Source organism: Agromyces terreus, assembly GCF_009749465.1.
GTDB classification, from domain to species: domain Bacteria; phylum Actinomycetota; class Actinomycetes; order Actinomycetales; family Microbacteriaceae; genus Agromyces; species Agromyces terreus.
The window spans coordinates 137,100-158,355 of sequence record NZ_WBIS01000004.1; the positions used below are offsets into that span (position 1 = coordinate 137,100).

Annotated in this window: 16 protein-coding genes, 1 tRNA gene and 1 pseudogene; 10 read left to right on the forward strand and 8 right to left on the reverse strand. The window is 72.6% G+C overall.

Going from position 1 to position 21,256, the window contains the following annotated elements; all coding sequences use genetic code 11:
- Positions 1–4 precede the first annotated feature (4 nt).
- Together GQQ92_RS10720 and GQQ92_RS10725 are read left to right on the forward strand one after the other, a co-directional pair.
- Positions 5–487, forward strand: coding sequence for a DUF3237 domain-containing protein (locus GQQ92_RS10720; protein WP_156999254.1), 483 nt, complete (start codon positions 5–7; stop codon positions 485–487).
- A 93-nt stretch (positions 488–580) separates the two neighbouring features.
- Positions 581–2,233 (forward strand): amidohydrolase, encoded by a 1,653-nt coding sequence (locus GQQ92_RS10725; RefSeq protein ID WP_156999255.1) that lies wholly within the window; start codon positions 581–583, stop codon positions 2,231–2,233.
- 57 nt (positions 2,234–2,290) lie between these two features.
- Here GQQ92_RS10725 and GQQ92_RS10730 read toward each other — a convergent pair.
- Positions 2,291–2,362 (reverse strand) — tRNA-Gly (locus GQQ92_RS10730).
- A 204-nt stretch (positions 2,363–2,566) separates the two neighbouring features.
- Here GQQ92_RS10730 and GQQ92_RS10735 point away from each other — a divergent pair.
- The 3 genes from GQQ92_RS10735 (at position 2,567) to GQQ92_RS16920 (ending at position 9,042) form a co-directional block, all read left to right on the forward strand.
- Positions 2,567–5,482, forward strand: a complete 2,916-nt coding sequence (locus tag GQQ92_RS10735) for a putative Ig domain-containing protein (RefSeq protein ID WP_156999256.1) — start codon at positions 2,567–2,569, stop codon at positions 5,480–5,482.
- Positions 5,483–5,697: 215 nt separating this feature from the next.
- Positions 5,698–5,934 (forward strand): hypothetical protein, encoded by a 237-nt coding sequence (locus tag GQQ92_RS10740; protein ID WP_156999257.1) that lies wholly within the window; start codon positions 5,698–5,700, stop codon positions 5,932–5,934.
- 165 nt (positions 5,935–6,099) lie between these two features.
- The gene (locus GQQ92_RS16920; protein WP_156999258.1) at positions 6,100–9,042 is read left to right on the forward strand and encodes a helix-turn-helix transcriptional regulator; all 2,943 of its coding nucleotides are present in this window, start codon (positions 6,100–6,102) and stop codon (positions 9,040–9,042) included.
- Positions 9,043–9,122: 80 nt separating this feature from the next.
- Here the strand turns inward: GQQ92_RS16920 and ppk2 are convergent, their stop codons facing one another.
- Positions 9,123–9,920 (reverse strand): polyphosphate kinase 2, encoded by a 798-nt coding sequence (gene ppk2 / locus GQQ92_RS10750; protein ID WP_156999350.1) that lies wholly within the window; start codon positions 9,918–9,920, stop codon positions 9,123–9,125.
- A gap of 94 nt (positions 9,921–10,014) precedes the next feature.
- Positions 10,015–10,803, reverse strand: coding sequence for a hypothetical protein (locus tag GQQ92_RS10755; RefSeq protein WP_156999259.1), 789 nt, complete (start codon positions 10,801–10,803; stop codon positions 10,015–10,017).
- A 238-nt stretch (positions 10,804–11,041) separates the two neighbouring features.
- On the opposite strand from GQQ92_RS10755, the gene GQQ92_RS16560 reads away from it, so the two are divergent.
- The 3 genes from GQQ92_RS16560 to GQQ92_RS10770 all read left to right on the forward strand — a co-directional run bounded on the left by GQQ92_RS16560 (position 11,042) and on the right by GQQ92_RS10770 (position 15,457).
- Positions 11,042–11,512: a pyridoxamine 5'-phosphate oxidase family protein gene (locus tag GQQ92_RS16560; RefSeq protein WP_197738207.1), complete on the forward strand. Its 471-nt coding sequence runs from the start codon at positions 11,042–11,044 to the stop codon at positions 11,510–11,512.
- Positions 11,513–11,818: 306 nt separating this feature from the next.
- Entirely contained in the window at positions 11,819–13,687 is a 1,869-nt protein-coding gene (locus tag GQQ92_RS10765) for a cell wall-binding repeat-containing protein (protein WP_156999261.1), read from the forward strand.
- Between the two features lie 411 nt (positions 13,688–14,098).
- Positions 14,099–15,457 carry a hypothetical protein gene (locus GQQ92_RS10770; protein WP_156999262.1) on the forward strand — a complete coding sequence of 453 codons (1,359 nt, stop codon included), beginning with the start codon at positions 14,099–14,101 and terminating at the stop codon, positions 15,455–15,457.
- 199 nt (positions 15,458–15,656) lie between these two features.
- Here the strand turns inward: GQQ92_RS10770 and GQQ92_RS10775 are convergent, their stop codons facing one another.
- Both GQQ92_RS10775 and GQQ92_RS10780 read right to left on the reverse strand, forming a co-directional pair.
- Positions 15,657–16,379, reverse strand: a complete 723-nt coding sequence (locus tag GQQ92_RS10775; RefSeq protein ID WP_197738208.1) for a DUF2510 domain-containing protein — start codon at positions 16,377–16,379, stop codon at positions 15,657–15,659.
- Between the two features lie 2 nt (positions 16,380–16,381).
- Entirely contained in the window at positions 16,382–17,605 is a 1,224-nt protein-coding gene (locus GQQ92_RS10780; RefSeq protein ID WP_156999263.1) for a TM2 domain-containing protein, read from the reverse strand.
- Positions 17,606–17,890: 285 nt separating this feature from the next.
- Here GQQ92_RS10780 and GQQ92_RS10785 point away from each other — a divergent pair, with 285 nt between their 5' ends.
- Both GQQ92_RS10785 and GQQ92_RS10790 read left to right on the forward strand, forming a co-directional pair.
- Positions 17,891–18,364, forward strand: coding sequence for a hypothetical protein (locus tag GQQ92_RS10785; protein ID WP_156999264.1), 474 nt, complete (start codon positions 17,891–17,893; stop codon positions 18,362–18,364).
- A gap of 121 nt (positions 18,365–18,485) precedes the next feature.
- Positions 18,486–20,423: a hypothetical protein gene (locus GQQ92_RS10790; protein ID WP_156999265.1), complete on the forward strand. Its 1,938-nt coding sequence runs from the start codon at positions 18,486–18,488 to the stop codon at positions 20,421–20,423.
- Positions 20,424–20,434: 11 nt separating this feature from the next.
- Here GQQ92_RS10790 and GQQ92_RS10795 read toward each other — a convergent pair whose 3' ends face one another.
- The 3 genes and pseudogenes from GQQ92_RS10795 to GQQ92_RS16925 form a co-directional block, all read right to left on the reverse strand.
- Positions 20,435–20,791, reverse strand: a complete 357-nt coding sequence (locus tag GQQ92_RS10795) for a HepT-like ribonuclease domain-containing protein (protein WP_156999266.1) — start codon at positions 20,789–20,791, stop codon at positions 20,435–20,437.
- Complete coding sequence (locus tag GQQ92_RS16820; RefSeq protein WP_232057652.1) at positions 20,788–21,057, reverse strand: nucleotidyltransferase family protein; 270 nt, start codon at positions 21,055–21,057, stop codon at positions 20,788–20,790. The genes GQQ92_RS10795 and GQQ92_RS16820 overlap by 4 nt, the downstream gene beginning before the upstream one ends.
- 21 nt (positions 21,058–21,078) lie before the next feature.
- Positions 21,079–21,249: pseudogene (locus GQQ92_RS16925) on the reverse strand (helix-turn-helix domain-containing protein); the annotation flags it as partial.
- Positions 21,250–21,256 lie beyond the last annotated feature (7 nt).

Below are 21,256 nucleotides of genomic sequence, written 5' to 3' on the forward strand. Positions count from 1 at the left end.
CGCCATGAGCCCCGAACCCCTGATGGACCCGGAGTTCGAGTACTGCTTCGAACTGCGCTGCCACGTCGAGGAGCCCGTGCCGCTCGGCGGGCGCGAACCCGGCGAGGGCCTGCACTTCGCACGTGTCTCGGGCGGCACCTTCGACGGCCCGCGCCTGCGCGGCGCGGTGCTCGACGGCGGCGGCGACTGGTGGAACGCCCGCGGCCTCACGGTGACGCTCGACGCCCGCTACGCGATCGAGGCGACGGTGTCCGACGGCACGGCCGGCGTCGAGGTCGTCAACCGCGGGTTCTGGCGCACCGACCCCGACACCTTCGAGCGGATGCTCCGGGGCGAGCCGGTGAGCGAACGCGAGCTGTACTACCGCACGGCGTTCCAGTTCCGCACCGAGCATCCCGAGCTCGAGTGGCTGACCGAATCGCAGTTCATCGGCTACGCGCGGGCCGAGCCCGGCTTCGTGATCATCCGGGTGTTCCGGCTGGTCTGAGCCGGCCGCCGCGACATCCGCCCCCCGCGGCGCCCACCAGGCCCGCCCCCACCGAACCCGCCCCCAGAACCCGCCCTGAGAGAAGGACCTTCCATGACCCCAACCGCCGACCTCGTCATCGTGAACGGCCGCGTCTTCGACGGCTCGGTGCGCACCGGGCACACCGCCGTCGCGGTCGCGAGCGGCCGCATCGTGCGCGTCGGTTCCGACGAACGGGTGCGCGAGCTGGCGGGCGAGGACACCAGGGTGGTGGAGGCCGCGGGCGCCGTGATCCACCCCGGTTTCGTCGACGCGCACGCGCACGCCGTGTTCGCCGGGGTCGAGCGCCTGAGCATCGATCTGACGTCGGCCGCGAGCGTCGACGAGACCCTCGAGCTGATCCGGGCGGGCGCCGAGCGCACGACCTCGGAGTGGGTCACGGGCGGCGGCTGGAGCCACGAACTGCTCCCCATGCCGACGCGGCAGCAGCTCGACGCGATCGTGCCCGACCGTCCGGTGGCGCTGAGCGACGCCGGACACCACACGCTGTGGGTGAACTCGCGGGCGCTCGAGCTCGCGGGCGTCGACCGAGACACGCCGCAGCCGCACAACGGGCACGTGCACGTCGACGAGCACGGCGATCCGACCGGGTACCTCAACGAGTCGGCGGCCGAGCTCGTGGGCCGCGTCGTGCCGCCGTCGACCGACGACGAGATGCACGCGGGGCTGCTGAACGCGCAGGAGTACCTGTGGTCGCTCGGCGTGACGGGCTGGCACGAGGCGATCCTCGGCGAGTACAACGGCAAGGCCGACGCCACGCCCGCGTACCTGCGCGGCATCGCCGAGGGGTCGGTGCCCAGCGCGGTCTCGGGCGCCCTGTGGGTGCCGCCGGGCCTGACGGTCGACGAGGTTCCGGCGCTCGTCGAGCGCTTCGTCGGGCTGCGCGAGCGCAACGCCGCCGCCGGGTTCGACACGTCGACGGCGAAGGCCATGATCGACGGCGTGCCGCACGGCGAGACCGCGGCGCTGCTCGAGCCCTACTGCACCCATTCCGACGACGGGTTCGCGGGGGAGCTGCACTTCGACGAGGCGGCGATCCGCGAGTTCGTCACCCGATTGGATGCCGCGGGCTTCGCCCTGCACCTGCACATCATGGGCGACCGCGGCATCCGCGTGGCGCTCGACGCGATCGAGGAGGCACGGGCCGCGAACGGCTCGGGCCCCCGCCACCACATCGCGCACCTGTCGATGGTGCAGCCCGACGACGCGCGGCGCTTCGGCACCCTCGGGGTGACCGCGAACATCCAGGGCCTCTGGGCGGCGCCCGACCCGTTCGTCGTGTCGATGATCGGCGAGGAGCGCATGCTGAGCGGCTACCCGTTCCGCACGATGGCCGACGGCGGCGCCGAGCTCGCGATGGGATCCGACTGGCCCGTGTCGCCGGCCGACCCGTGGCTCGCGATCCACGTCGTGGTGAACCGGTGGGCGCCGTTGCCTCCCGGCGTCGAGGCGCCGCCGCTGCCCGCGGGCGTCGAGCCGCCCACGCTCGACGCCGAGCACCAGTCGTTGAGCCTCGAGCAGGCGCTCGCCGCGTACACGAGCGGGTCGAGCTCGCTCGTGCTCGGCCGCCCCGGGCGCATCCGCGTGGGTGAGCGCGCCGATCTCGCGATCGCCACGGCCGACCCGTTCGCGCTGCCCGCGGCCGCGCTGGTGTCGGTGCAGACGGCGGTCACGATCGTCGGCGGCGAGGTCGTCTTCGAGCGCTGATACCGGGCGTACGACGAAGGCGGGCACCCGACCGGGTGCCCGCCTTTCGTGTTTCCGAGCGGATGACGAGATTCGAACTCGCGACCCTCACCTTGGCAAGGTGATGCGCTACCACTGCGCCACATCCGCACACCGCCCGCGTTTCCGCGTGCTGGTCGAGACTACCCCACGCGAGGCGTTGCGCTCGCATCCGACGGATGTCGCGGGCGCGCCGTCGCCCCGAAGAGGGGGTGGCGAGCGGTGCATCGGCCCAATAGCGTGAGGTGCCGCGAGGCGCGGGCCCCGCGCCATTGCGCGCCAGGTGAGAGGACCCGCCCCGTGACGCAGCGCCGCATGCTCCGCAGACTCTTCCGTTCCGTCGCCGGCGTGCTCGCCCTGCTCGTGGTCGCAGCGGGCATCGTCGTGGGCGCGGCGGCGCCCGCGCAGGCGGTTCCGACCGTGCCGAGCGCGCTCACCTTCACCGCGGGCGTCGACCCCGGCGCCCCGACGGTGCTGGTCGAACCGGGCACGACCGAGAACTCAGCCCTGTATGCCGATACCTTTCCCCCAGGCATGGAGCTGGAGTTCTTCGGCGACGGCAGCGGCATCCGGCTCGCGGGCACGCCGACGACCGCCGGCGTCTACAACGTGCGCTTCGACGTCACCTTCCCCGGCGGGCCGTGGATGCAGCCGTACACCACCGTTGTCACGGTGCAGTCGGCGCCGGTGACCCCGGCGCCGGTGTGGTCGACGACGACGCTCGGCACGATCACCCGGCTCGATTCGGTCAACGTCGGGCTCGTGGCATCCGATGCCACCTCGTTCGCGGTCACGTCCGGCTCGCTGCCCGCCGGGCTCACGCTCGTCGGCAGCACGATCTCGGGAACCGCGACCGCTGCCGTCGGGTCGTTCTCCTTCACGGTCACGGCCACGGGCCAAGGCGGGTCGACCGCCCAGGTGCTCAGCGGGCTGATCGCCGCGCGCGCGATCGCGTGGCCGGCGCCGTCGGTCGGTCCGTTCACCGCCGGCGTGCCCGTGAACCTGCAGTTGTCGGGCACGAACGTCGAGGCCTTCTCGGTCACCGGCGGCGCCATGCCGGCCGGCATCACCCTCACGCCCGGCGGCCTGCTCAGCGGCACGCCCACCGCGAGCGGGACCTTCGACGTGGCGATCACCGGAGGCAACAGCGACGGGTCCTCGATCACCCGCTCTCTGAGCATCGTCGTGAACCCTGCCCCGCCCGCGACGTGGGCGGGCCCGACCGAGATCCTGCTCACGACGGGCGACTCGATCTTCCTGGCGTACAGCGACGTCGTGGGCGGGCAGTTCAGTGGCCTCTCAAGTCCCATCGGTTTGGTCCAGGTGGGGCTCAGCGGGTCAGGGATCACTGTCACGGGGTTGCGGCCCGGCACGGGCTCGATCACGTTGTTCTTGGCCTCGCCGTATGCGGGATACACGGAAGTCGTGATCCCGATCGAGGTGCGCAACGCGGCCGTCTGGGTGACGGAGTCGCTCGGCGCGCTGCGCGAGGGCGTCGCGATCGACGCGACACTGGCGCTCGAGGCGACGGATGCCACGGGCTACGCCCTCACCGCCGGCGCGCTGCCGGCGGGCCTGACCCTGGGCGCCGACGGCTCGATCACGGGAAGGCCGACCGCCGCCGGCGCGTACGCGTTCACCGTGGAGGCGACGAACGGCATCGCGGTCGTCCCGCGCGAGTTCACGGGCAGGGTCAACACGCCGCTCGTCGAGTGGGTCACCGACGCGCTCGCGCAGGTCGCCGTCGACGCGCCGCTCGGCGTCGCCCTCGACGCGAGGCACGCCGCGAGCTTCACCATCGCCGGCGGGATGCTGCCGCCGGGCGCGTCGCTCGGCTCCGACGGCACGCTGAAAGGGACGCCGACCGCGGCGGGCTCGTTCGCCTTCACCGTCCGTGCGGCCAACGCCGACGACGAGCACGTCGACCGCGCGTTCACGCTCGACGTGCTCGCGCCGCCCGCCTGGACCGGGCCGACGTCGATCCTCCTGACCACCGGCGGGAGCTTCGCGGTCGGGCCCGATGACGTGGTCGACGGCGACTTCGACGCGCTCACCCTCGTCAGCGGCGGTGAGCTGCTCGAGCCCGACGCCGACGACGCGCGCAAGCTGCTGAGCGTCGCGCCCGGCACCGCGGTCGTGCAGGTGCGCATGACGAACGCCGTGGGCGTGGTGCGCACGGCCGACGTCACGATCGAGATCCGGAACGCACCGGTCTGGGTGACGGAGTCGCTCGGCGCGCTGCGCGAGGGCGTCGCGGCCGATGCGGCGCTGGCCCTCGAGGCGACGGATGCCACGGGCTACGCCCTCACCGCCGGGGCGCTGCCGGCGGGGCTCACGCTGGGCGCCGACGGTTCGATCACGGGGACGCCGACCGCGTTCGGCGCGTACGCGTTCACCGTGGAGGCGACGAACGGCGATGTCGTGGTCGCCCGCGAGTTCACGGGCGACGTGAACGCTCCGCTCGTGATCTGGGCCACGACCGACCTGCCGATGCAGCACCTGAACGTCGCCGCCGACCTCGTGTTCGAGGCCGCGCATGCCGTGTCGTTCGCCGTGACCGACGGCGCGCTGCCCGACGGGCTCGAGCTCGCCGCCGACGGCACGATCAGCGGAGCCCCGACCGAGGCGGGCAGCTTCGACGTCGAGGTCACCGCGACCAACGCCAGCGGCGAGGCCGTTGCGCGGGCGTTCACGGTCGTCGTCGACGAGCCCGTGCTCAGCGTCGTGCTCGACGGGGAACCCGGCGACGCGGCATCCGGCATGGGCGTGATCGTGACCGGGTCGGGACTGGCGCCCGGCGCGGCCTTCGACGTGACGATGTTCTCCGACCCGATCGTCGTCGAAGACGGCGTGGTCGCGGCCGACGGCACGATCGACGTCGCAGCGTCGCTGCCTGACGAGGTGCCGTTCGGGGCGCACGAGTTGCGGGTCACCGCGGTCGGCGCCGATGGCGAGGCGTTCACGACGTCGGTGTGGTTCTCGGTCGGCGAAGACGGCGAGATCGTCGAGATCTCGACCGTGGGCCCCGTCGCCGAGCCCGAGCGCAGGCCCGCGCCCGCGCCCGCGCCGTCGCCGTCGCCCGAGCCGAGCCCGGCGGCCGTCACCGCGACGGGCATGGCCGCGACCGGCGTCGAGCCGTCGATCTGGCTCGCCGGCTCGACCCTGCTGCTCGCGCTCGGCGCGGCACTGCAGGTCATGCGCAGGCGTCGTGCGGAGCTCGCGCGCCGCTGAGCGCGACCGGCCCGCTGAGCCGATCCCGCTGATCCGATCTCACTGATCCGAGCCGCCGCGCGCGCGTCTGAGGTACCTCAGACGCGCGCGAGCGCCCTGGGCCGGCGAACGAGCCCGCGAAGATAGGGCGGATGTCCGATCCGGCGTGCCTGCCTCAGCGAGGAATCTGGACGCATCGGGCCGAACGGGTCCGGAATCCTCGAAAGGCACGGATCATGAACCTCGCCCACGACTTCCTCGTCGACACGACTTTCAACCGCGACGCGCTCGAGGGGGCCCGCCGGGCCGAGCAGCACCGCATGATCTCGGAGCGACGCGCCGAGCAGCTCGCATCCGCGGCGGGCGTCGCCGCCCCGGTCCGCTCGGGGGCGGCACTGGAAGGCGGCCGCATGCACCGCCTCGCCGCGCGACTGCACCTCCTCGGTCACCACGGCGCCCGCGCCGCGCACTGAGCCGGCGCGCAGCCCGCTCAGAGTCCGCACCGAGCCAGCGCCCAGCCCGCACCGAGCCCCGCCGTGACGTCGCCCTCGCCCGCCCCACCCCTCGTCGGGGATCTATCGCCCGCCGCGCCCGCGTGGGACGATGGCGCCGTGCGTTCGAGGGTGACGAGTCCGGTGATGATCGGGCGAGGGTCGAGCCTCGACGAGGTTCGCGCCGCCCTCGACGAGAGCCGCGTGGGGTCGCCACGGGGCGTCGTCATCGCCGGCGAGGCCGGCATCGGCAAGAGCCGCCTGCTCGAGGAGTTCCTCGCCGCGCTGCCCGAAGACGAGATCGTGCTGGCCGGCCAGTGCGTCGACATCGGCTCCGTCGGCGCCCCGTTCGCCTCGGTGCGCACGATGCTGCGGGCGCTGGTTGCGGCGCTCGGCGTCGAAGCGGTGACGGATGCCGCGGGCTACGGCGTCCGTGCCGTCGCGACCCTGCTGCCCGAGCTCGGCGTCGAGGCCCGTCCGCTCGCCGATTCGGGCACCGACGAACTCATCGACGCGATCGCGATGCTCGTCGAGCGCGTCGCGGCGGAGCATCCGCTGCTGCTCGTGCTCGAAGACGTGCACTGGGCCGATGCGGCGACGCTCTCGCTGCTGATGACGCTGCTGCGGGCGCTGCGGACGGGCCGCGTGCTGGTCGTGCTCACGGTGCGCAGCGAAGACGTGGGCGAGGGGCACGCGCTGCGTCCGGTGCTCGCCGAGATGGAGCGGTCACGCGCGGTGACGATCATCGAGCTCGCCAGGCTCGGCCGTGCGCAGGTCGCCGCGCAGATGGCCGAGATCCTCGGGGCCGATCCGACCGAGGCGGAGCTCGAACGGGTGGTCGCCCGCAGCGGCGGGGTGCCCTTCCTCGTCGAGGAGCTCGTGCTGCTCGGCGAGGGCGAGCTGCCGTCCTCGTTGCGGGGCGTGCTGCTCGCGCGGTACGACGCGCTCGAGCCGAGCACCCGCGAGCTCGTGCGCGTGCTCGCGGCGGGCGGCGCGACGGTCGACGACGAGGTGCTCGCGGCGGTGCACGACGTTCCCGCCGACCAGCTCGACCTCGACGTGCGGGCCGCGGTCGCCGCGCACATGATCACGGCCAGCGGCGCCGGGTACGGGTTCCGGCATGCGCTCGTGCGCGAGGCGCTGCTCTCCGACCTGCTGCCGCGCGAGTCGGTTCGCGTGCACACCCGCTACGCCGAGGTGCTCGAGGCCGGCGGCGAGGCATCCGCTGCGGATGTCGCGTCGCACTGGATCGCCGCGCGCGACGCCCCCCGGGCCCTCGCCGCGTCGCTCGCCGCCATGGAGGAGGCCCGCAACAGCCTCGCCGTCGCGGCCGTCGCCGAGTTCGGCGAGCAGTGCCTCGCGCTGTGGGGGCGCGTACCCGAGGCGTCCGCGATCGCCGGTCGGCCGCGTGCCCGCCTGCTGCTGCAGGTCGCCGAGGCCTCCTGGGACAGCGCCGGCATCGAGACGGCGTTGGCGCGGGTCGAGGAGGCGCTCGCCGAGCTCGAAACGGGTGGGGCGGATGCCGCGGCCGACGTGCATCTGCGAACCGCGCTGCTGCTGATGCGGTCGCGGGCGATGGTCGAGCTCGCGCATCCCGAGGCGCGGGCGCAGCTCGTGGAGCTGCTCGACCTGCTCGAACGGGAGTCGCCCGACGACGTCGAGACCCGCACCGTGGTGATGTGGCGGCTCGCCTCGCGCGACGCGTCGGAGGGGCGGCCCGAGGCGGGCATCGCCATGGCGCGCGAGGCGGTCGTCATGGCGCGGCGGGGCGCGAGCGCCACGACCCGCGCGATGGCCGAGGGCGACCTGGGCTGGCAGCTGGTGCAGCTCGGCGAGATCGATGAGGGGCTCGCGTTGATCGCGGAGGCCTCGCGGGTGGACTGGGGCGACTCGAACGACCGGTACCGCCACGCCATGACCGAGAGCGACGTGCACCTGCAGCTCGGCCGGTACGACGACGCGATCGCCGTGGCGGAGTCGGCCATCGCGCAGGCGACGCGTTCGGGCCGCGAGCGCATGTGGGGCAGCACGCTCGAGGTGAACCTCGTGCAGGCCTGCCTCGAGACCGGGCGCTGGGAGCGCCTCGACCGGGCGCTGCGGCATCTGCGCTCGCTGGGGGTGTCGCCCGGCATCGACGTGTTCGTGGGGGAGCTGTCGGCCCAGGCCGCGGTCTGGCGCGACGACTTCGCGGGCGCCGAGCGCGAGATCGCCGTGCGCCGGGAGGCCCTCGACGCGTGGGCCCGCACCGAGGTGCAGAACCGGCTGGCGCAGGTGACGTACCTCGCCTGGATGCGGCTCGCCGAGGCCGACCTCGCGGGCGCGTCCGCCGTGCTCGAACGCGTGCAGCCCGCCGACTGCACGACCCTGCCCGCGCTCGGCATGCCCATGCTCGCGCTGCGGGCGCGCGTGCTCGTCGACCGGGCCGACGAGGGGCTCGTCTCGGCGGGCGAGTTCGACGCGCTCGCCGCGGGCCTGCGGGCCGAGTTCGACGCGATGCCCCCGTGGTCGACGACGCCCCGCTGGCGCGCGGTCTTCGACGCCGAGCTGGGCGGCGGCGAGCCTGTCGGCGACCCGTCCGGCGACGGCGCCCCGTCAGGCGCCGACCCGCGGCTCTGGCGAGTGGCGGTCGCCGCCGCCGACGACCCGTCGATGCAGGTGCAGGTGCTGCCCTACGCGCTGCTCCGGCTCGCGCAGGCCGAGGTGTCCGCGGGCGACCGTGCCTCGGCCGCCGACACCTGCCTGCGTGCGCGGGAGGTGGCCGAGCAGCGCGGCGTGCTGCTGTTCGCACGGCTGGCGGGCGAGTTCGCGCGACGCGCCGGGCTCGACCCGGCGCGGGGCGGGGCGCCCGGGTTCGAACCGCGGCGCGGTGCACGGCCAGCCGCGGCATCCGCCGGAACCGCCGAGCCGCTCACCGCGCGCGAGCAGCAGGTGCTCGATCTCGTCGCCGAGGGGCTGTCGAACGGGCAGATCGGCGAGCGGCTGTTCATCTCGACGAAGACCGCGAGCGTGCACGTCTCGGCGATCCTGCGCAAGCTCGGCGTCGCGTCGCGCACCGAGGCCGCCGTGCTCGCCGAGCGCGGGCGCGGGTAGCGGCGGCTCTCGAACGGCGCCGGCACCGCGGCATCCGCGCCCCTCCGCGTGTCAGCCTTCCGCGAGGCGCGCGCCGGGCATCACCCCTCGGCGGCGCGCACGACCTCGGCGGCGTGGTCGGGCACGAGGTTCGCCCATTCGCGCGGCGGCCGTTCGTAGTTGCCCGAGGCCGGGCGCGGCGGGATCTCGATGTGCTCGCGCTCGACCTCCTCGTACGGGATCTTCGAGAGCAGGTGGGCGATCATGTTGATGCGCGAGGTGCGCTTGTCGTCGCTCTCGATCTCGTACCAGGGCGCCTCCGAGATGTCGGTCGCGGCGAACATGGCGTCCTTCGCGCGCGAGTAGTCCTCCCACTTCGTGATCGAGAGCACGTCGTTGGGGCTGAGCTTCCACCGCCGCATGGGGTCTTCGAGGCGGGAGCGGAACCGTTCCTCCTGCACGACGTCCGACACCGAGAACCAGTACTTCAGCAGGATGATGCCGTCTTCGACGAGCATGCGCTCGAAGATGGGCGCCTGATGCAGGAACCGGTGGTACTCCTCGTTGGTGCAGTAGCCCATGACGCGTTCGACGCCCGCCCGGTTGTACCAGGAGCGGTCCATGAGCACGATCTCGCCCGCGGCGGGCAGGTGCGACACGTACCGCTGGAAGTACCAGCGCGTCTTGTCGCGCACGCTCGGCGTCGGCAGGGCGACCACGCGCGTGACGCGCGGGTTGAGGTACTCGCTGACGCGCTTGATCGTGGAGCCCTTGCCCGCGGCATCCCGCCCCTCGAAGATCACGACGATGCGGGCGCCCGACTGCTGCACCCACGCCTGCATGTCGACGAGTTGCGCCTGCAGTCGCTTCAGCTCGTGCTCGTACAGTTTCTTCGGCATCCGCTCGGTCATGGTGGCCTCCTGCGGTGAAGCCTACGGCGACGGATGCCGCGGGCGGGGTCGTGCCCGCGACATCCGTCGTGCCGTGTCGGCGCTACCTGCCGGCGCGCGCCCGGCGGCGGCCGAGGAGGATCATGCCGCCGGCGATCAGGCCGACCACGGCGGTGCCGGCGACCATGGCCATGCGGTCGCCGTCGACGCCGGTCTCGGCGAGGGCGGGCGTCGTGGTCGACGAGGTCGTCGTGGCGACGGGCGTGACGTCGGTGGCGGCGGGTGCCGCGTCGACGGGGGCTTCCTCGGCCGGGGTCTCGTCGACGGGCGCTTCGTCGATCGGGGTCTCGTCGACCGGGGTCTCGACGGGCGGGTCGGTCTCGACGGGCGGGTCCGTCGGCGGGTCCGTCGGCGGGTCGGTCGGGGGGTCGGTCTCGACGGGCGGGTCGGTGGGCGGGTCCGTCGGCGGCACGTCGCAGCCGATGACGGTGACGAGCGGGCTCGGGTGGGTGACGATGCTGGTGGTCCACTCGGGGTCGATGCCGGTGGCGGAGGCGCCGAAGGCGATCGCCGCGACGAGGTCGAGGTCGCCGCAGGAGTATCCGAGGAGGGTCTTCTCGTACACCCAGGCTTCGCCGGCGGCGAAGAGACGGGGGCCGAAGGGGTACTCGGTGCCGTCGGGGGCGGTGACGACGGCGGAGCCGTAGGCGGGCACGTCGGAGGTGTTGACCGCGTCGACGGTGACGTCGACGCGGCCCGCGGTGGTGAAGTCGAGGGTGACGGTGGCGGATCCGGTGATGACGGGTTCCGCGAGGGCGGGTGTGGCGATGGCGAGGCCGCCGGCGACGAGTGCCGCGCCGAGGCCGAGTGATGCGCAGAGACGGAGGTTCATGGTCGGGCTCTCCAGATGCGTGTGCGGGCGCCGGGGTCGTCGGGTGCGGGACGGGATCGGGCGCCGGTGGGTGGCCGCGGCCGCTGCCGGGTTGTTCGAACGGTATCGAGCCCGTGTCGCATCGGAGAGACCACGGTGTTACATCGCGGTGAAGTTCGGATGCCGCGCGCTGTTCTCGGGTGCGGTCCTGCCGCAACGCCCGTGGGCAACCCGCCGCCGCGGGTCGGGGATGGTAGCCATGAGCATGGCCACTGATGAGACCCCGTCGGGCGCCGCGGCCACTGCGCGGCGGATCCTCGACGCGAACGCCTACCTGACGCTCGCCACGGCGGATGCGTCGGGCCGCCCCTGGGCGACCCCCGTCTGGTTCGCGGTGCGCGACCTGCGCGAGTTCGTCTGGGTCTCGCGTCCCGCGCGCCGGCACTCGGCGAACATCGCCGCGCGCGCCGAGATCGCGCTCACGGTGTACGACTCGACGACGCCCGTCGGCGAGGCATCCGCGGTCTACGCCGAGGCGCTCGCCGAGCCGGTGCCCGACGACGGCGTGGAGGACGCGCTCGACGTCTACAACGCCGGATGCCGCGCCTCGGGCCTGCGTCCCTGGGCCGAGGGCAGCGTCACCGGCGCGGCGCCGCACCGCCTCTACCGGGCCGTGGCGTCGCATCTCTGGGTGCTCGACGAGCGCGAGGACCGCGTCGAGGTCTTCTGAGCGGATGCCGCTGCACGGATGCCGGTGGGTTCGGTTTGAAAACCCTGTAGCGATGTAGCGATGTAGCGCCCGTTTTCGCGGCCACTCCCGCGGCGTCACGGATGCGGATCGCCCGGTGGCGCCACGGGCGGGATCGCCGACCGGCGTCGGCGTCGGCGACCGAGCGCCGGCCGCGCCGCGGCATCCGCTCTGCCCCAATTCGGGGGTGATCAGGGCTTCAGCGCACCCCCAGTGCGGGGGTTCTCCAGCGAATTCGCGGGTTCGGCTGCCTAGCGTTGGTCTTTCCCCCCTGCTTGGAGTCCGCCCGTGTCCCGTCTTGCCGCTGCGCTCGTCATTCCCGCGCTCGCCCTCACCGGCGTCCTCGTTCCGGCCCCCGCGCTGGCCGCGACGGCCGGTTCGACCGTGACGCCGGCCGCCCTGCTCGCCGAACTGAAGGTCGTGACGCCGTCGACCGTGACGTACGACCGCGATCTCTTCGCCGAGGGCATCGACGCCGACGGCGACGGCTGCCGCACCCGGCAGGAGGTGCTCATCGCCGAGTCGCTCGTGCCGGCGACCGTGACCGGCACCTGCACCGTGACCGCAGGCCGGTGGCTCTCCTCGTACGACGGCGCGGTCGTCACCGACCCGACGCTGCTCGAGATGGACCACGTCGTCGCCCTGAAGGAGACCTGGGTCTCGGGTGCCTACGCGTGGACGAGCGCCCAGCGCTCCGACTACGCCAACGACCTCTCGATCGACGCGACGCTGCGCATGGTGACCTCGGGCACCAACCAGGCCAAGTCCGACAGCGACCCCGCGAAGTGGGTGCCGACGAACGCGGCCGCACGGTGCGAGTACGCGATCGACTGGATCGAGGTCAAGACCCGCTGGCGCCTCTCTGTCGACGCCGCCGAGAAGACCGCCCTGCAGGGGCTGCTCACCACGTACTGCGGATCGACCACGATGATCGCGCCCGCCGTGCGCACCGACCTGCCGACGCCGACCACGACGCCGACCGCGACCGTCACGCCGAAGCCGACCACGCCGGCCCCGAAGCCGACCACGCCGGCCCCGGCCCCCGGCGGCGGCGTGACCCCGCTCGCCGCGGGCGTGCACCGACTCGCCGGAGCCGACCGCTACGCGACCGCCGCCGCCATCGCGAGCCGGTTCAAGCCGGGCGTTCCGGTCGTCTACGTCGCGTCGGGCGCGAACTACCCCGACGCGCTGTCGGCGTCAGGCGTCGCGGGCGTCCAGGACAGCCCGCTGCTCCTCGTGACGAAGAGCGCGATCCCCTCGTCGATCTGGACGCAGGTGACGCGGCTGAAGCCCAAGCAGATCATCATCGCCGGCGGCACCGGCGTCGTGAGCAGCGCCGTCCAGAAGAAGCTGGCCACGGTCGCACCGGTCACGCGCATCTCCGGAGCCGACCGCTATGCCACGAGCCGTGCGCTCGCGACATCCGGGCCCGCGCGAAGCGGCACGTCGTTCGTGGCCACGGGTCGCGACTTCCCCGACGCGCTGTCGGCCTCGGCCGCCGCCGCGAAGCAGGGCGGCCCTGTCGTGCTCGTCGACGGCAAGCGCGGCAGCGTCGACGCCGCCACGCGCGATGCGCTCAAGGCCGTGAAGACGACGCGCGTGCGCATCGCCGGCGGCACGGGCGCCGTCAGTTCGGGTATCGAGTCCTCGCTGAAGAGCTCGTTCACCGTGAACCGTCACTCCGGTACCGACCGCTACTCGACCGCCGTGGCGATCAACAAGGCCGTGTTCCCGACCGCGAGCACGGTCTACCTCGCCGTGGGCAGCGGTTACGCCGACGCCCTCGCGGGCGGTGCGCTCGCCGGCGCGACGGACTCGCCGCTCTTCCTCGTCGAGAAGTCCTGCGTGCCCAAGGTCGTGCGCGACCAGGTGCTCGCGCTCGACCCGAAGACGATCGTGCTGCTCGGCGGCACGGGCGTCATCTCGAACGCCGTCGGCTCGCTGAACGTCTGCACCACCCCGGCGAAGCCGGCCCCGAAGCCGACGCCGGCGCCCACCACGCCCTCGCGCCCCGCCGACGTGGACTGCGGCGACTTCAGCACCTGGGCCTCGGCGCAGGCCTGGTTCGACCGCTACTACCCCTACTACGGCGACATCGCCCGGCTCGACGCCGACGGCGACCACCGCGCCTGCGAGAGCCTGCCGGGCGCGCCGTAGCCGGCGACCGCTCGGCAGAGGGCTCCGCCGGGTGCTCGACGAGCGCGAGGACCGCGTCGAGGTCGTCCGAGCGGATGCCGCGGCCGCACGCTCGCGGAGGCGACGGCGGCGTCGTCGCTCGCGATGGTGGTCGCACGCCGGGACGCCTGCCGGTGGGTTCGGTTCGAAAACCCTGTAGCGATGTAGCGATGTAGCGATGTAGACATGTAGCGCCCGTTTCCGCGGGCGCTCCCGCTCCCGGCTCCGCGGGCGGGATCGGCGGCCGGCGCACGGGAGGACCGACATGGCCGTGGAGGCGACGCCCGCGCTGGTGCTCCCGGCGAGGTTCGGGGTGCGAAGCCCGAAGGGCGGCTGCGGCATCCGCCCCACCTCACGGCAAGACTGAAGATTCGGGCCAATAGGATCGAATCCATGGCTGGATTCTGGGGCAGACGCAAGCGCGACACCGCCGAACTCGCGGCCCAAGACGCCACGCTCGCGCAGCGCGCGAAGACCGCGCTCGTCGCCGCCGACGAACGCGTGCGGGTCACGGCCGACGAGCTGCACTTCGCCGAGGCCGAGCTCGGGCGCGACGCGACCACCGACCTCAGCACCGCGCTCGCGTCGGTGAAGCAGCATCTGGGCGAGGCGTTCAGGCTGAACCAGCTGAACCACGACGAGATCCCCGACACCGCCGAAGAGCTGCGCACCCGCAACGCCCGCATCGTGCAGCTGTGCGACTGGGCCGAAGACCTGCTCGATGACCGGATGTCGGCGCTGTCAGCGACCATCGAGCGCGCCCGGCGCGCCCCCGAGATCATCGCCGGCGTGCGAGCGGATGCCTCGCGCCGACGCGCCGTCGTTCCCCAGGCGCGCGAGACCGTCGAACGCCTCGCCGCCCGTTACGCCCCTGAGGCGATGGCCCGCGTCGAGTCCAACCCGGCCGAGGCGGAGCAGCTGCTCGGGTTCGCCGAGCACAGCGCCGGCGTCGCCGAGCGTCGCCGTGAGGCGGGGCAGCGCGAGCAGGCCAACCTCGCGCTCGAGGCGGCGACCGAGTCCGTGCGGCGTGCGGCGACCCTGCTCGACGCCGTCGAGACGTTCGAGGTCGAGGCGCTGCGGGCCGAGGCCACGCTCGCGGCGATCGTCGAGGACTCCCGCGGCGACCTCGTCGTCGCCGTCGACGAGCCGCAGACTCCGGGTGTGACCGCGGCGATGTCCGAGCTGCGCGCCGCCCTCGCCGCCCTGCCGCCGGTCGGCGTCACCACCGACCCGTTCACCCTGCTCGACCGCCTGCGCACCGCGAACGCCGGGCTCGACGCGGCCATCGCCGTCGCCCGCGAGCGCGCCGCCCGCCCGATCCCGCCGATCGAGCACGTGCACCACGCCGTCGACGACGCCGACCGCCAGCTCGCCGTCGCGCGCGACGTCATCGCCGGCCACCGCGGCTGGATCGGCGCCGACGCCCGCACCCGCCTCGCGGAGTCCGAGCGCGTGCGCCTCGACCTCGACCGCATGCTCGGCACGCCCGCGGCGACCGCCGCGGTCATCGGCGAAGACGACCGCGAGCAGGCCATGGCGATGGCACGCCGCGTCGCCACCCTCGCGGGCGAGGCCCTCCAGCTCGCGCAGCGCGACATCGACGCCTCCCGCCCGCAGCAGGGCCCCGACCAGTGGGGTGGCCCCGGCGGCGGCTGGGGCGGCGGCGGTCGTCGCGGCGGCTCCTCCGACCTCATGGGCGGCATCCTCGGCGGCCTCGTCATCGGCAGCGTGCTCGACGGGCTCTTCGACTGAGGTTCGCCGACTGCGTAAGGGCCGCGCCCGGCCTTGGTAAGAAGTCGCCGCACGTATGCGCCCGCCGAGGCTGCCGCGCCGTGCGGACTCGATCACGCTGACGCTCGGACCACGGCATCCATTCCCTCAACCAAACGCCGGGCTGCCTTCAGGAGATCGAGCGCGGAAATGCGGCAACCGCCCGGGGGAAGTTCGAAACTCAGGGTTCCCCGAGCCCATAGGTGAACTGACCAGTGGTCCAGTTCATCGTCGCGTTGTAGGAGTAGCCGCTCATCGTTCCATCGCCGTTGTCCTTGTTGGAAGCGAAACACGAGAACACCGTCGTCTGCTCGGCTATGTCATCGAGGGAGCCTCCGTCGACCGGCGAACACGTGACGTCGATGATCGGACCGTCGATCACGCCGTCTGATGCATGCCCCTCGGCCATCTTCTTGACGCCCGCCTCGATATCGTCGACGGAGGCATTGCGGCTTTCGAGCTCGGCCTGTTCTTCCGCGGCCTCACGCTTCTCAGTTGCGCGCTTGTTGTCCTCGATGCGTTTGGCATCAGCTTCCTGTTCCGCCTTCAATTCTGCGGCGACCTCGGCTGCTGCTTTCGTCGCGGCCGCGTCGGAAGAGGCCTTCCATGCGAGTCCGCCCGCGGCGAGGAGCACGACAAGCGTGACACTGGCAACGATGAGCCATCTCGTGCGTCGTGCGAGGAGCGGACGGGGCGCTCGTACGATCGCTCCGGTGGACGGCGGCACGGGAATGTCGAGCCACACCGATCCATCCCAGTAGCGTTGACCGCCCTCGGGCGTCGCGTACCAGCCGGGTGCGGCAGTGGGTGGCGCACTCTCGCTCGGAGTCGCGGTGGCGCGCTCGTCGGTCTGATTGCCGCCCTCGTCCGGATCGTCGCCGGGGTTCGACTTCGTGGGAAGCATGCTCAGCCCACCGCCAGCGTCCACGCGCCGTCCGCCTTCACGGAGATCGCCGAGGGGCCGGCGCTCAACGGCACGGTACCCGAGTAAGAGCCGATCTCGTTGACGAGCAGACCCATGCTGAGGGCCTCGGCGGTCTCCTCGAAGATGACGAAGTTCGCTTCACCGGCGTGGGTTGCAGTCAGCCCCGCGGCTCCGCCGTCGTAGAGGAACACGGCGTCACCAGTACCGGCGTCAGCGAGCGCGGGAGCGACGGAGACCGGCGCGATCGTGATCGACCAGTTTCCGTCGGCCGTGACCTGCAGGGTGGCGGGCTCCGAGAAGGAGTTGAACCCGTAGACCGTGGTGCCCGAGTAGGCGCCGATCTCGTTGACAAGCAGTTCGCCGGTCGATTCGTTGGCGGCATCGAGCACGCTGATCACGAAGTTCGCGGATCCGTCATGTGTGGCGGTGACGATGCCGGCGGTGCCCGGCAGCGTGATGAGCGAGTCGCCCGCGCCTGTCTGGGTGAGCGGCGCGAAGGTGCCGAAACTCTCATCGGCCCAGGTCTGCACAGTCGCGACAGGCTCCGGCGCGGGCTCTTCGGCGGGCGCCGCGGCCTCCTCGGCCGTGGCATCCGCTTCGGCGACGACGGCCGGCGCAGCCGGGGCGTCCGCGGCATCCGATGCCACGCGTGCACCGGCGGCGGCGCCCGTGATGATGTTGATCACGAGGCCGAGGGCGATGACCGCGCCGGTGACGATCCACGCGAGCTTCTTGTGCCGGTCGTAGCCCTCGAGCCGCTGGCCGCGGCTGTCGCGCTGCGCGCCGGCGAGCACGAGGATCAGGTCGATCAGCACCCACACGCCGAGCCCGCCGAGGGTGAAGAGCTTGAGCAGGCCGGTGCCGACCTTGCCGAGGTAGAAGCGGTCGACGCCCCAGAATCCGACGAGCCACGCCAGCAGCCACGTCGCGACGAACGACTTTTGACCGGCGGATGCGGCGGATGCCCCGGGCGCCCCGTACGCCTGGGGCGCTGCGACGTACGCGGCGGGCGCCGTGCCGTAGGGTGCGGGCGCTGCGGGCGCTGCGGGCGCCGCGACCGCGGGAACGGGAGCCGGCGGCGCGGCCGGCGCGGCGCCGTACGGCTGCGGGGTCGCGGGAGCCGCGGGCGGCGGGGCACCGATGTACGGCTGCGGGGCCGGCGTCGCCGGCTGGTTCGGACTGGGGGGGTTGGTGGGATCTGACATGAGCCGGCCTCTCGATGAACGGTGAGCTGTGATGGCGGAGACCGCCGACGAGCGGCGGTGTCCTGCCTGGAGTGATCGCACCCGAACGGGAGCGCTCTGAAAGGTAGCGACGACGACGGACACCGGATGCCTCCCACGGTCGCGGCAGCACCGTTTCGAGCGTGGTCGGGCTCGCGACATCCGCTCGGTTGCTGGGCTGTCGGCCCGATGACCCCCACTGCGGGGGCCACACCCGTTTGGAAGGTCGTGCGACCCGGTTTCGCAGCGATGTCGGAGGCCGTCCGTATGGTCGTGATCTTCGGCATCGCCGGAGTCCCGCAGGAGGACCTCATGGTTCCCGATCCCCGCAGCTCGCCCCCGCGAACGCCCGCCCCCGCCGACGGTGCCGGCATCCGTCCCTCGTCGCCGCACAGCGCTGCCGCTCGCCGTCAGATCGCCGAGCGCGACCGGTTCCTCGCCGACCTCGGTGACCTCGAGCTGCGCCTCGCGATCATCGACGACCGGTTCGAGCGCCTCGCCTCGCGGCCGGCGGCGATGTTCCGCAGCTTCCGCGACGACACCGTCAACCGCGTGCGCGCCATCGCGAGCCGCGCCGCCCAGCTCGAACGCCGTGGCGTGCTCACGCCCCAGCACCGTTCGCGCGCCGCCGCGCTCTGCATCGCCCTCAAGCACCGGGTCGGATGCCTCGACGCCCGCCACGCGCAGCACCACCCGCGGTCTGCGGGGATGCGCGCGACCACCGCGCCGTCGGCCCCGTGAGCCCCGCCGCGGGACGTGTTCGGCAATCGAGTCCGACCGCCCACCCGTTGACGACGATGTCGGCGGATGCCGGTACCGTCACCCCTGCACACCCGCACCTTGGCCGGAAGGAGGTGGTTCGATGACGTACACCCGAGTGGACACCGTGTCTGCCGTCACCGATCTCGCGCGCGGCCTCTTCGACCGCGAACGCGATCGGCCGTGGGTCGTCGTGACGTCGGCGTTCGGGGCGCGCGAGCCTGAGCTCGACGTCGATGATCTCGTCGCCGAGGTCGGCGATGTCAGCCGTGTCTTCGCCATCGAGACGGGTGATCTGACCCGTGAGCTCAGTCGTCTGCTGCCCGACCGTCTCGACGTCTACGGCGGTGCTGGTCGTTCGTATCCGATCGGGTTCGATCCGGCGACATCAACGAGCGAGTCGCGGCTGCGATTCCCGTTGCCGACCGCGGCTCTCGCGACCGATCGCCTCATCACCGATGTGCTCGCCCACGCCAATGCGGCCGGACTCTTCGAGTCGACCCAGCTGCGTGCGGTCGCCGCATCCGGAACCGTGACCGGCATCCTCGCCGACGGCTCGCGCGCCATCGTCGATCTCGGCGAGCACGGTATGGCGACCGTCTGGCAGGAGTTGACCTACCCGCCCGTTCCGCTCGATTGGACGCTGGCGAAGGGCCAGCCGGTCGCCGGTCTGCTCGATGCCGCCAACCGTCGTCTCAACGTCGAACTCGAGACGCCCGACGTGGCGATGCTGGCCGCGAGGTTTCCCCACCGCGAGGTCACCCTCGCGCTCGTCGAGGCGACCAGCGATCAGCGGGCGACGATGTCGTTGCACCCGCGCGTTCGTCTCGAGATCACGCGCGAAGATGTCACACCCAACCCGCTCGATCGGGTCGATTCGCTGCTGTCCGTCGGCGACGTGGTGCCCGTGCGGGTGTTGCACCTCTCGGGCGACCGCTTGCATCTGAGCCTCTTCGACGTCGACGACGATGAACCGATCCTGCCGGCTCTCGCGCTCGTCGATGGCGGCCCGCCGTGGCTGCGCGAGGATCGTCCGCTCATCGCCGTCGACGACGAACCGCTGCGTTCGGTGGAAGCGGTCGAGCTGCCCACCGAGCCGACCGCCGCTGCGCCGGTCGCGACGGCGCCGGGGGCTTCGGTCGGCGAGGTGCCGGACGTCGTGGCCGCGGCGCCCTCTGCCGGTGGTGCGGATGCCGCGGCCAGCCCGATGCCGAACCCGGCCGCCCCCGTGCGGAGGCCGATGCCTGGGCCAGGTCTCCGGCGAGCCGAGCCCGTCGTGGTAGTCGCGACATCCGTCGCCCCGATCGTGCCGGATGCGCCGGCGCCCGCGGAACCTCGTGGTGCGCTGGCGCAGTCGCAGCAGCTGACCATCACCCGACTGCAGGGAGAGGTCGCGGAGCTCACCGCTCGTCTGCGTGATGCCGGCGCCGACAGCGGTTCGCATGCCGCCCTGCGCAACCAGGCCCTCACCGACCGGCGTGACTTGCGCGATGCCCTCGCCGAACTCGGCGAACTGCGCTCGCACGCGCGTGACCTCGACGACCAGCTTCGGGCGCAGCGTCGCCAACTGCGTGAGTCGCGCCGCATGCCGGCGGCATCCGATGCGCCGCGCATCGCCGATCGCCGCGCGCAATGGTTGGACGCCGACGACTGGGTGCGCCACGAGATCCTGCTCGCATGGGTCGATCGTGTCCCGCCGTCGGACCGCGCATCGCACGCCCTGCCCGGGGGCTACGTCGTGCGTCCCGGCTTCGCCGAGTCTCTTGAGCGGCTCGATGACGGCCAGCTCGCCAAGGCGCTCAAGGCAACGGTCGACGTTCTCGTCGGACGGGCCGGTGACATCTCGGCGCGCCGCCTGCATCCGCTCCGCACCGGAGACGGGGCCACCGCCGCCGACGTCATCAGGTCAGACGGCGCCCGCTGCTACCGAGCCTCGATCGAGCAGAACACCCCGGCCGCGCGCCGCCTGCACTACTGGGTGCTCCCCGACGGCACGATCGAGCTGAGCCGCGTCGTGACGCACGACGAAATGGAGCCGTAGGGTGTTCGGGCTCAGGCATCTGTCAGCCGTGCGAGGATCGCCGGCAACTGCACGGCGATCGCCTGCCAGAGCACCTCGTCGTCGGTGCCGTCGTAGTCGTGTGCGATGAAGTTGCGCGTCGCCCGGATGCCTGCCCAGTCGATGTCGGGGTGCGACGCGCGGAAGGCGGCTGGCAGCCGATCGGCGGCGGTTGACAGGTCGGTGATGACCGACCGTGCGATGCGCCGCTGATCGTCATCGTCGGGATCGACGAACCGAGAGCGACCTCGGGTGACGACACGCGCTGCGGTGACCCCGAAACGTCGGATGTCGGCGAGGATTGCGTCGACACGAGCGGGGTCGTCGCGGGAAGGACCAGGATGCCTCATAGGGGGATCGCTTCGGCCAAGATGTGGTCGAGCACGTCGCCCCTGCCGCGGTCGGACACGACGTCGACCTTCGTGCCGAGCAGTTCCTCTGCCTCGATCATGAAGCCGGCGAGATCGAACAGCGATGTGGTCTCGCTCGGGTGCACGAGGAGATCGACGTCGGAGTCGGCATCGGCCTCATCGCGGGCGAGGGAGCCGAAGATGCGGATGTCGACCAGACCTCGCCGAGCAGCCGCCTCGAGCAGCTCGGAGCGAACCGCCCTCACTCGTGACAGCGTCGGAGCCCCGAGTACTCGGTTCAGGCGCTCCACCGTCTCGGAGTTCGGCTCGCGCCGGCCAAGTTCGTAGGCCGAGATGTTCGGCTGCGGGACCCGCGCGCGCTCAGAGAGTTGACCTTGCGTCATTCCCGATGCGATGCGACGCGACCGCAGAGTCTCGCCGAAGGATGCGCCTGTCATATCGCGA

Coding starts and splice junctions, on each gene's coding strand:
- GQQ92_RS10770 (WP_156999262.1), top strand. CDS start 14,099: ATGGCTGGATTCTGGGGCAGACGCAAGCGCGACACCGCCGAACTCGCG.
- GQQ92_RS10780 (WP_156999263.1), bottom strand. CDS start 17,605: ATGTCAGATCCCACCAACCCCCCCAGTCCGAACCAGCCGGCGACGCCG.
- GQQ92_RS10785 (WP_156999264.1), top strand. CDS start 17,891: ATGGTCGTGATCTTCGGCATCGCCGGAGTCCCGCAGGAGGACCTCATG.
- GQQ92_RS16560 (WP_197738207.1), top strand. CDS start 11,042: ATGAGCATGGCCACTGATGAGACCCCGTCGGGCGCCGCGGCCACTGCG.
- ppk2 (WP_156999350.1), bottom strand. CDS start 9,920: ATGCCGAAGAAACTGTACGAGCACGAGCTGAAGCGACTGCAGGCGCAA.
- GQQ92_RS10740 (WP_156999257.1), top strand. CDS start 5,698: ATGAACCTCGCCCACGACTTCCTCGTCGACACGACTTTCAACCGCGAC.
- GQQ92_RS10755 (WP_156999259.1), bottom strand. CDS start 10,803: ATGAACCTCCGTCTCTGCGCATCACTCGGCCTCGGCGCGGCACTCGTC.
- GQQ92_RS10775 (WP_197738208.1), bottom strand. CDS start 16,379: ATGCTTCCCACGAAGTCGAACCCCGGCGACGATCCGGACGAGGGCGGC.
- GQQ92_RS10790 (WP_156999265.1), top strand. CDS start 18,486: ATGACGTACACCCGAGTGGACACCGTGTCTGCCGTCACCGATCTCGCG.
- GQQ92_RS10795 (WP_156999266.1), bottom strand. CDS start 20,791: ATGAGGCATCCTGGTCCTTCCCGCGACGACCCCGCTCGTGTCGACGCA.
- GQQ92_RS16920 (WP_156999258.1), top strand. CDS start 6,100: ATGATCGGGCGAGGGTCGAGCCTCGACGAGGTTCGCGCCGCCCTCGAC.
- GQQ92_RS10720 (WP_156999254.1), top strand. CDS start 5: ATGAGCCCCGAACCCCTGATGGACCCGGAGTTCGAGTACTGCTTCGAA.
- GQQ92_RS10725 (WP_156999255.1), top strand. CDS start 581: ATGACCCCAACCGCCGACCTCGTCATCGTGAACGGCCGCGTCTTCGAC.
- GQQ92_RS10735 (WP_156999256.1), top strand. CDS start 2,567: ATGCTCCGCAGACTCTTCCGTTCCGTCGCCGGCGTGCTCGCCCTGCTC.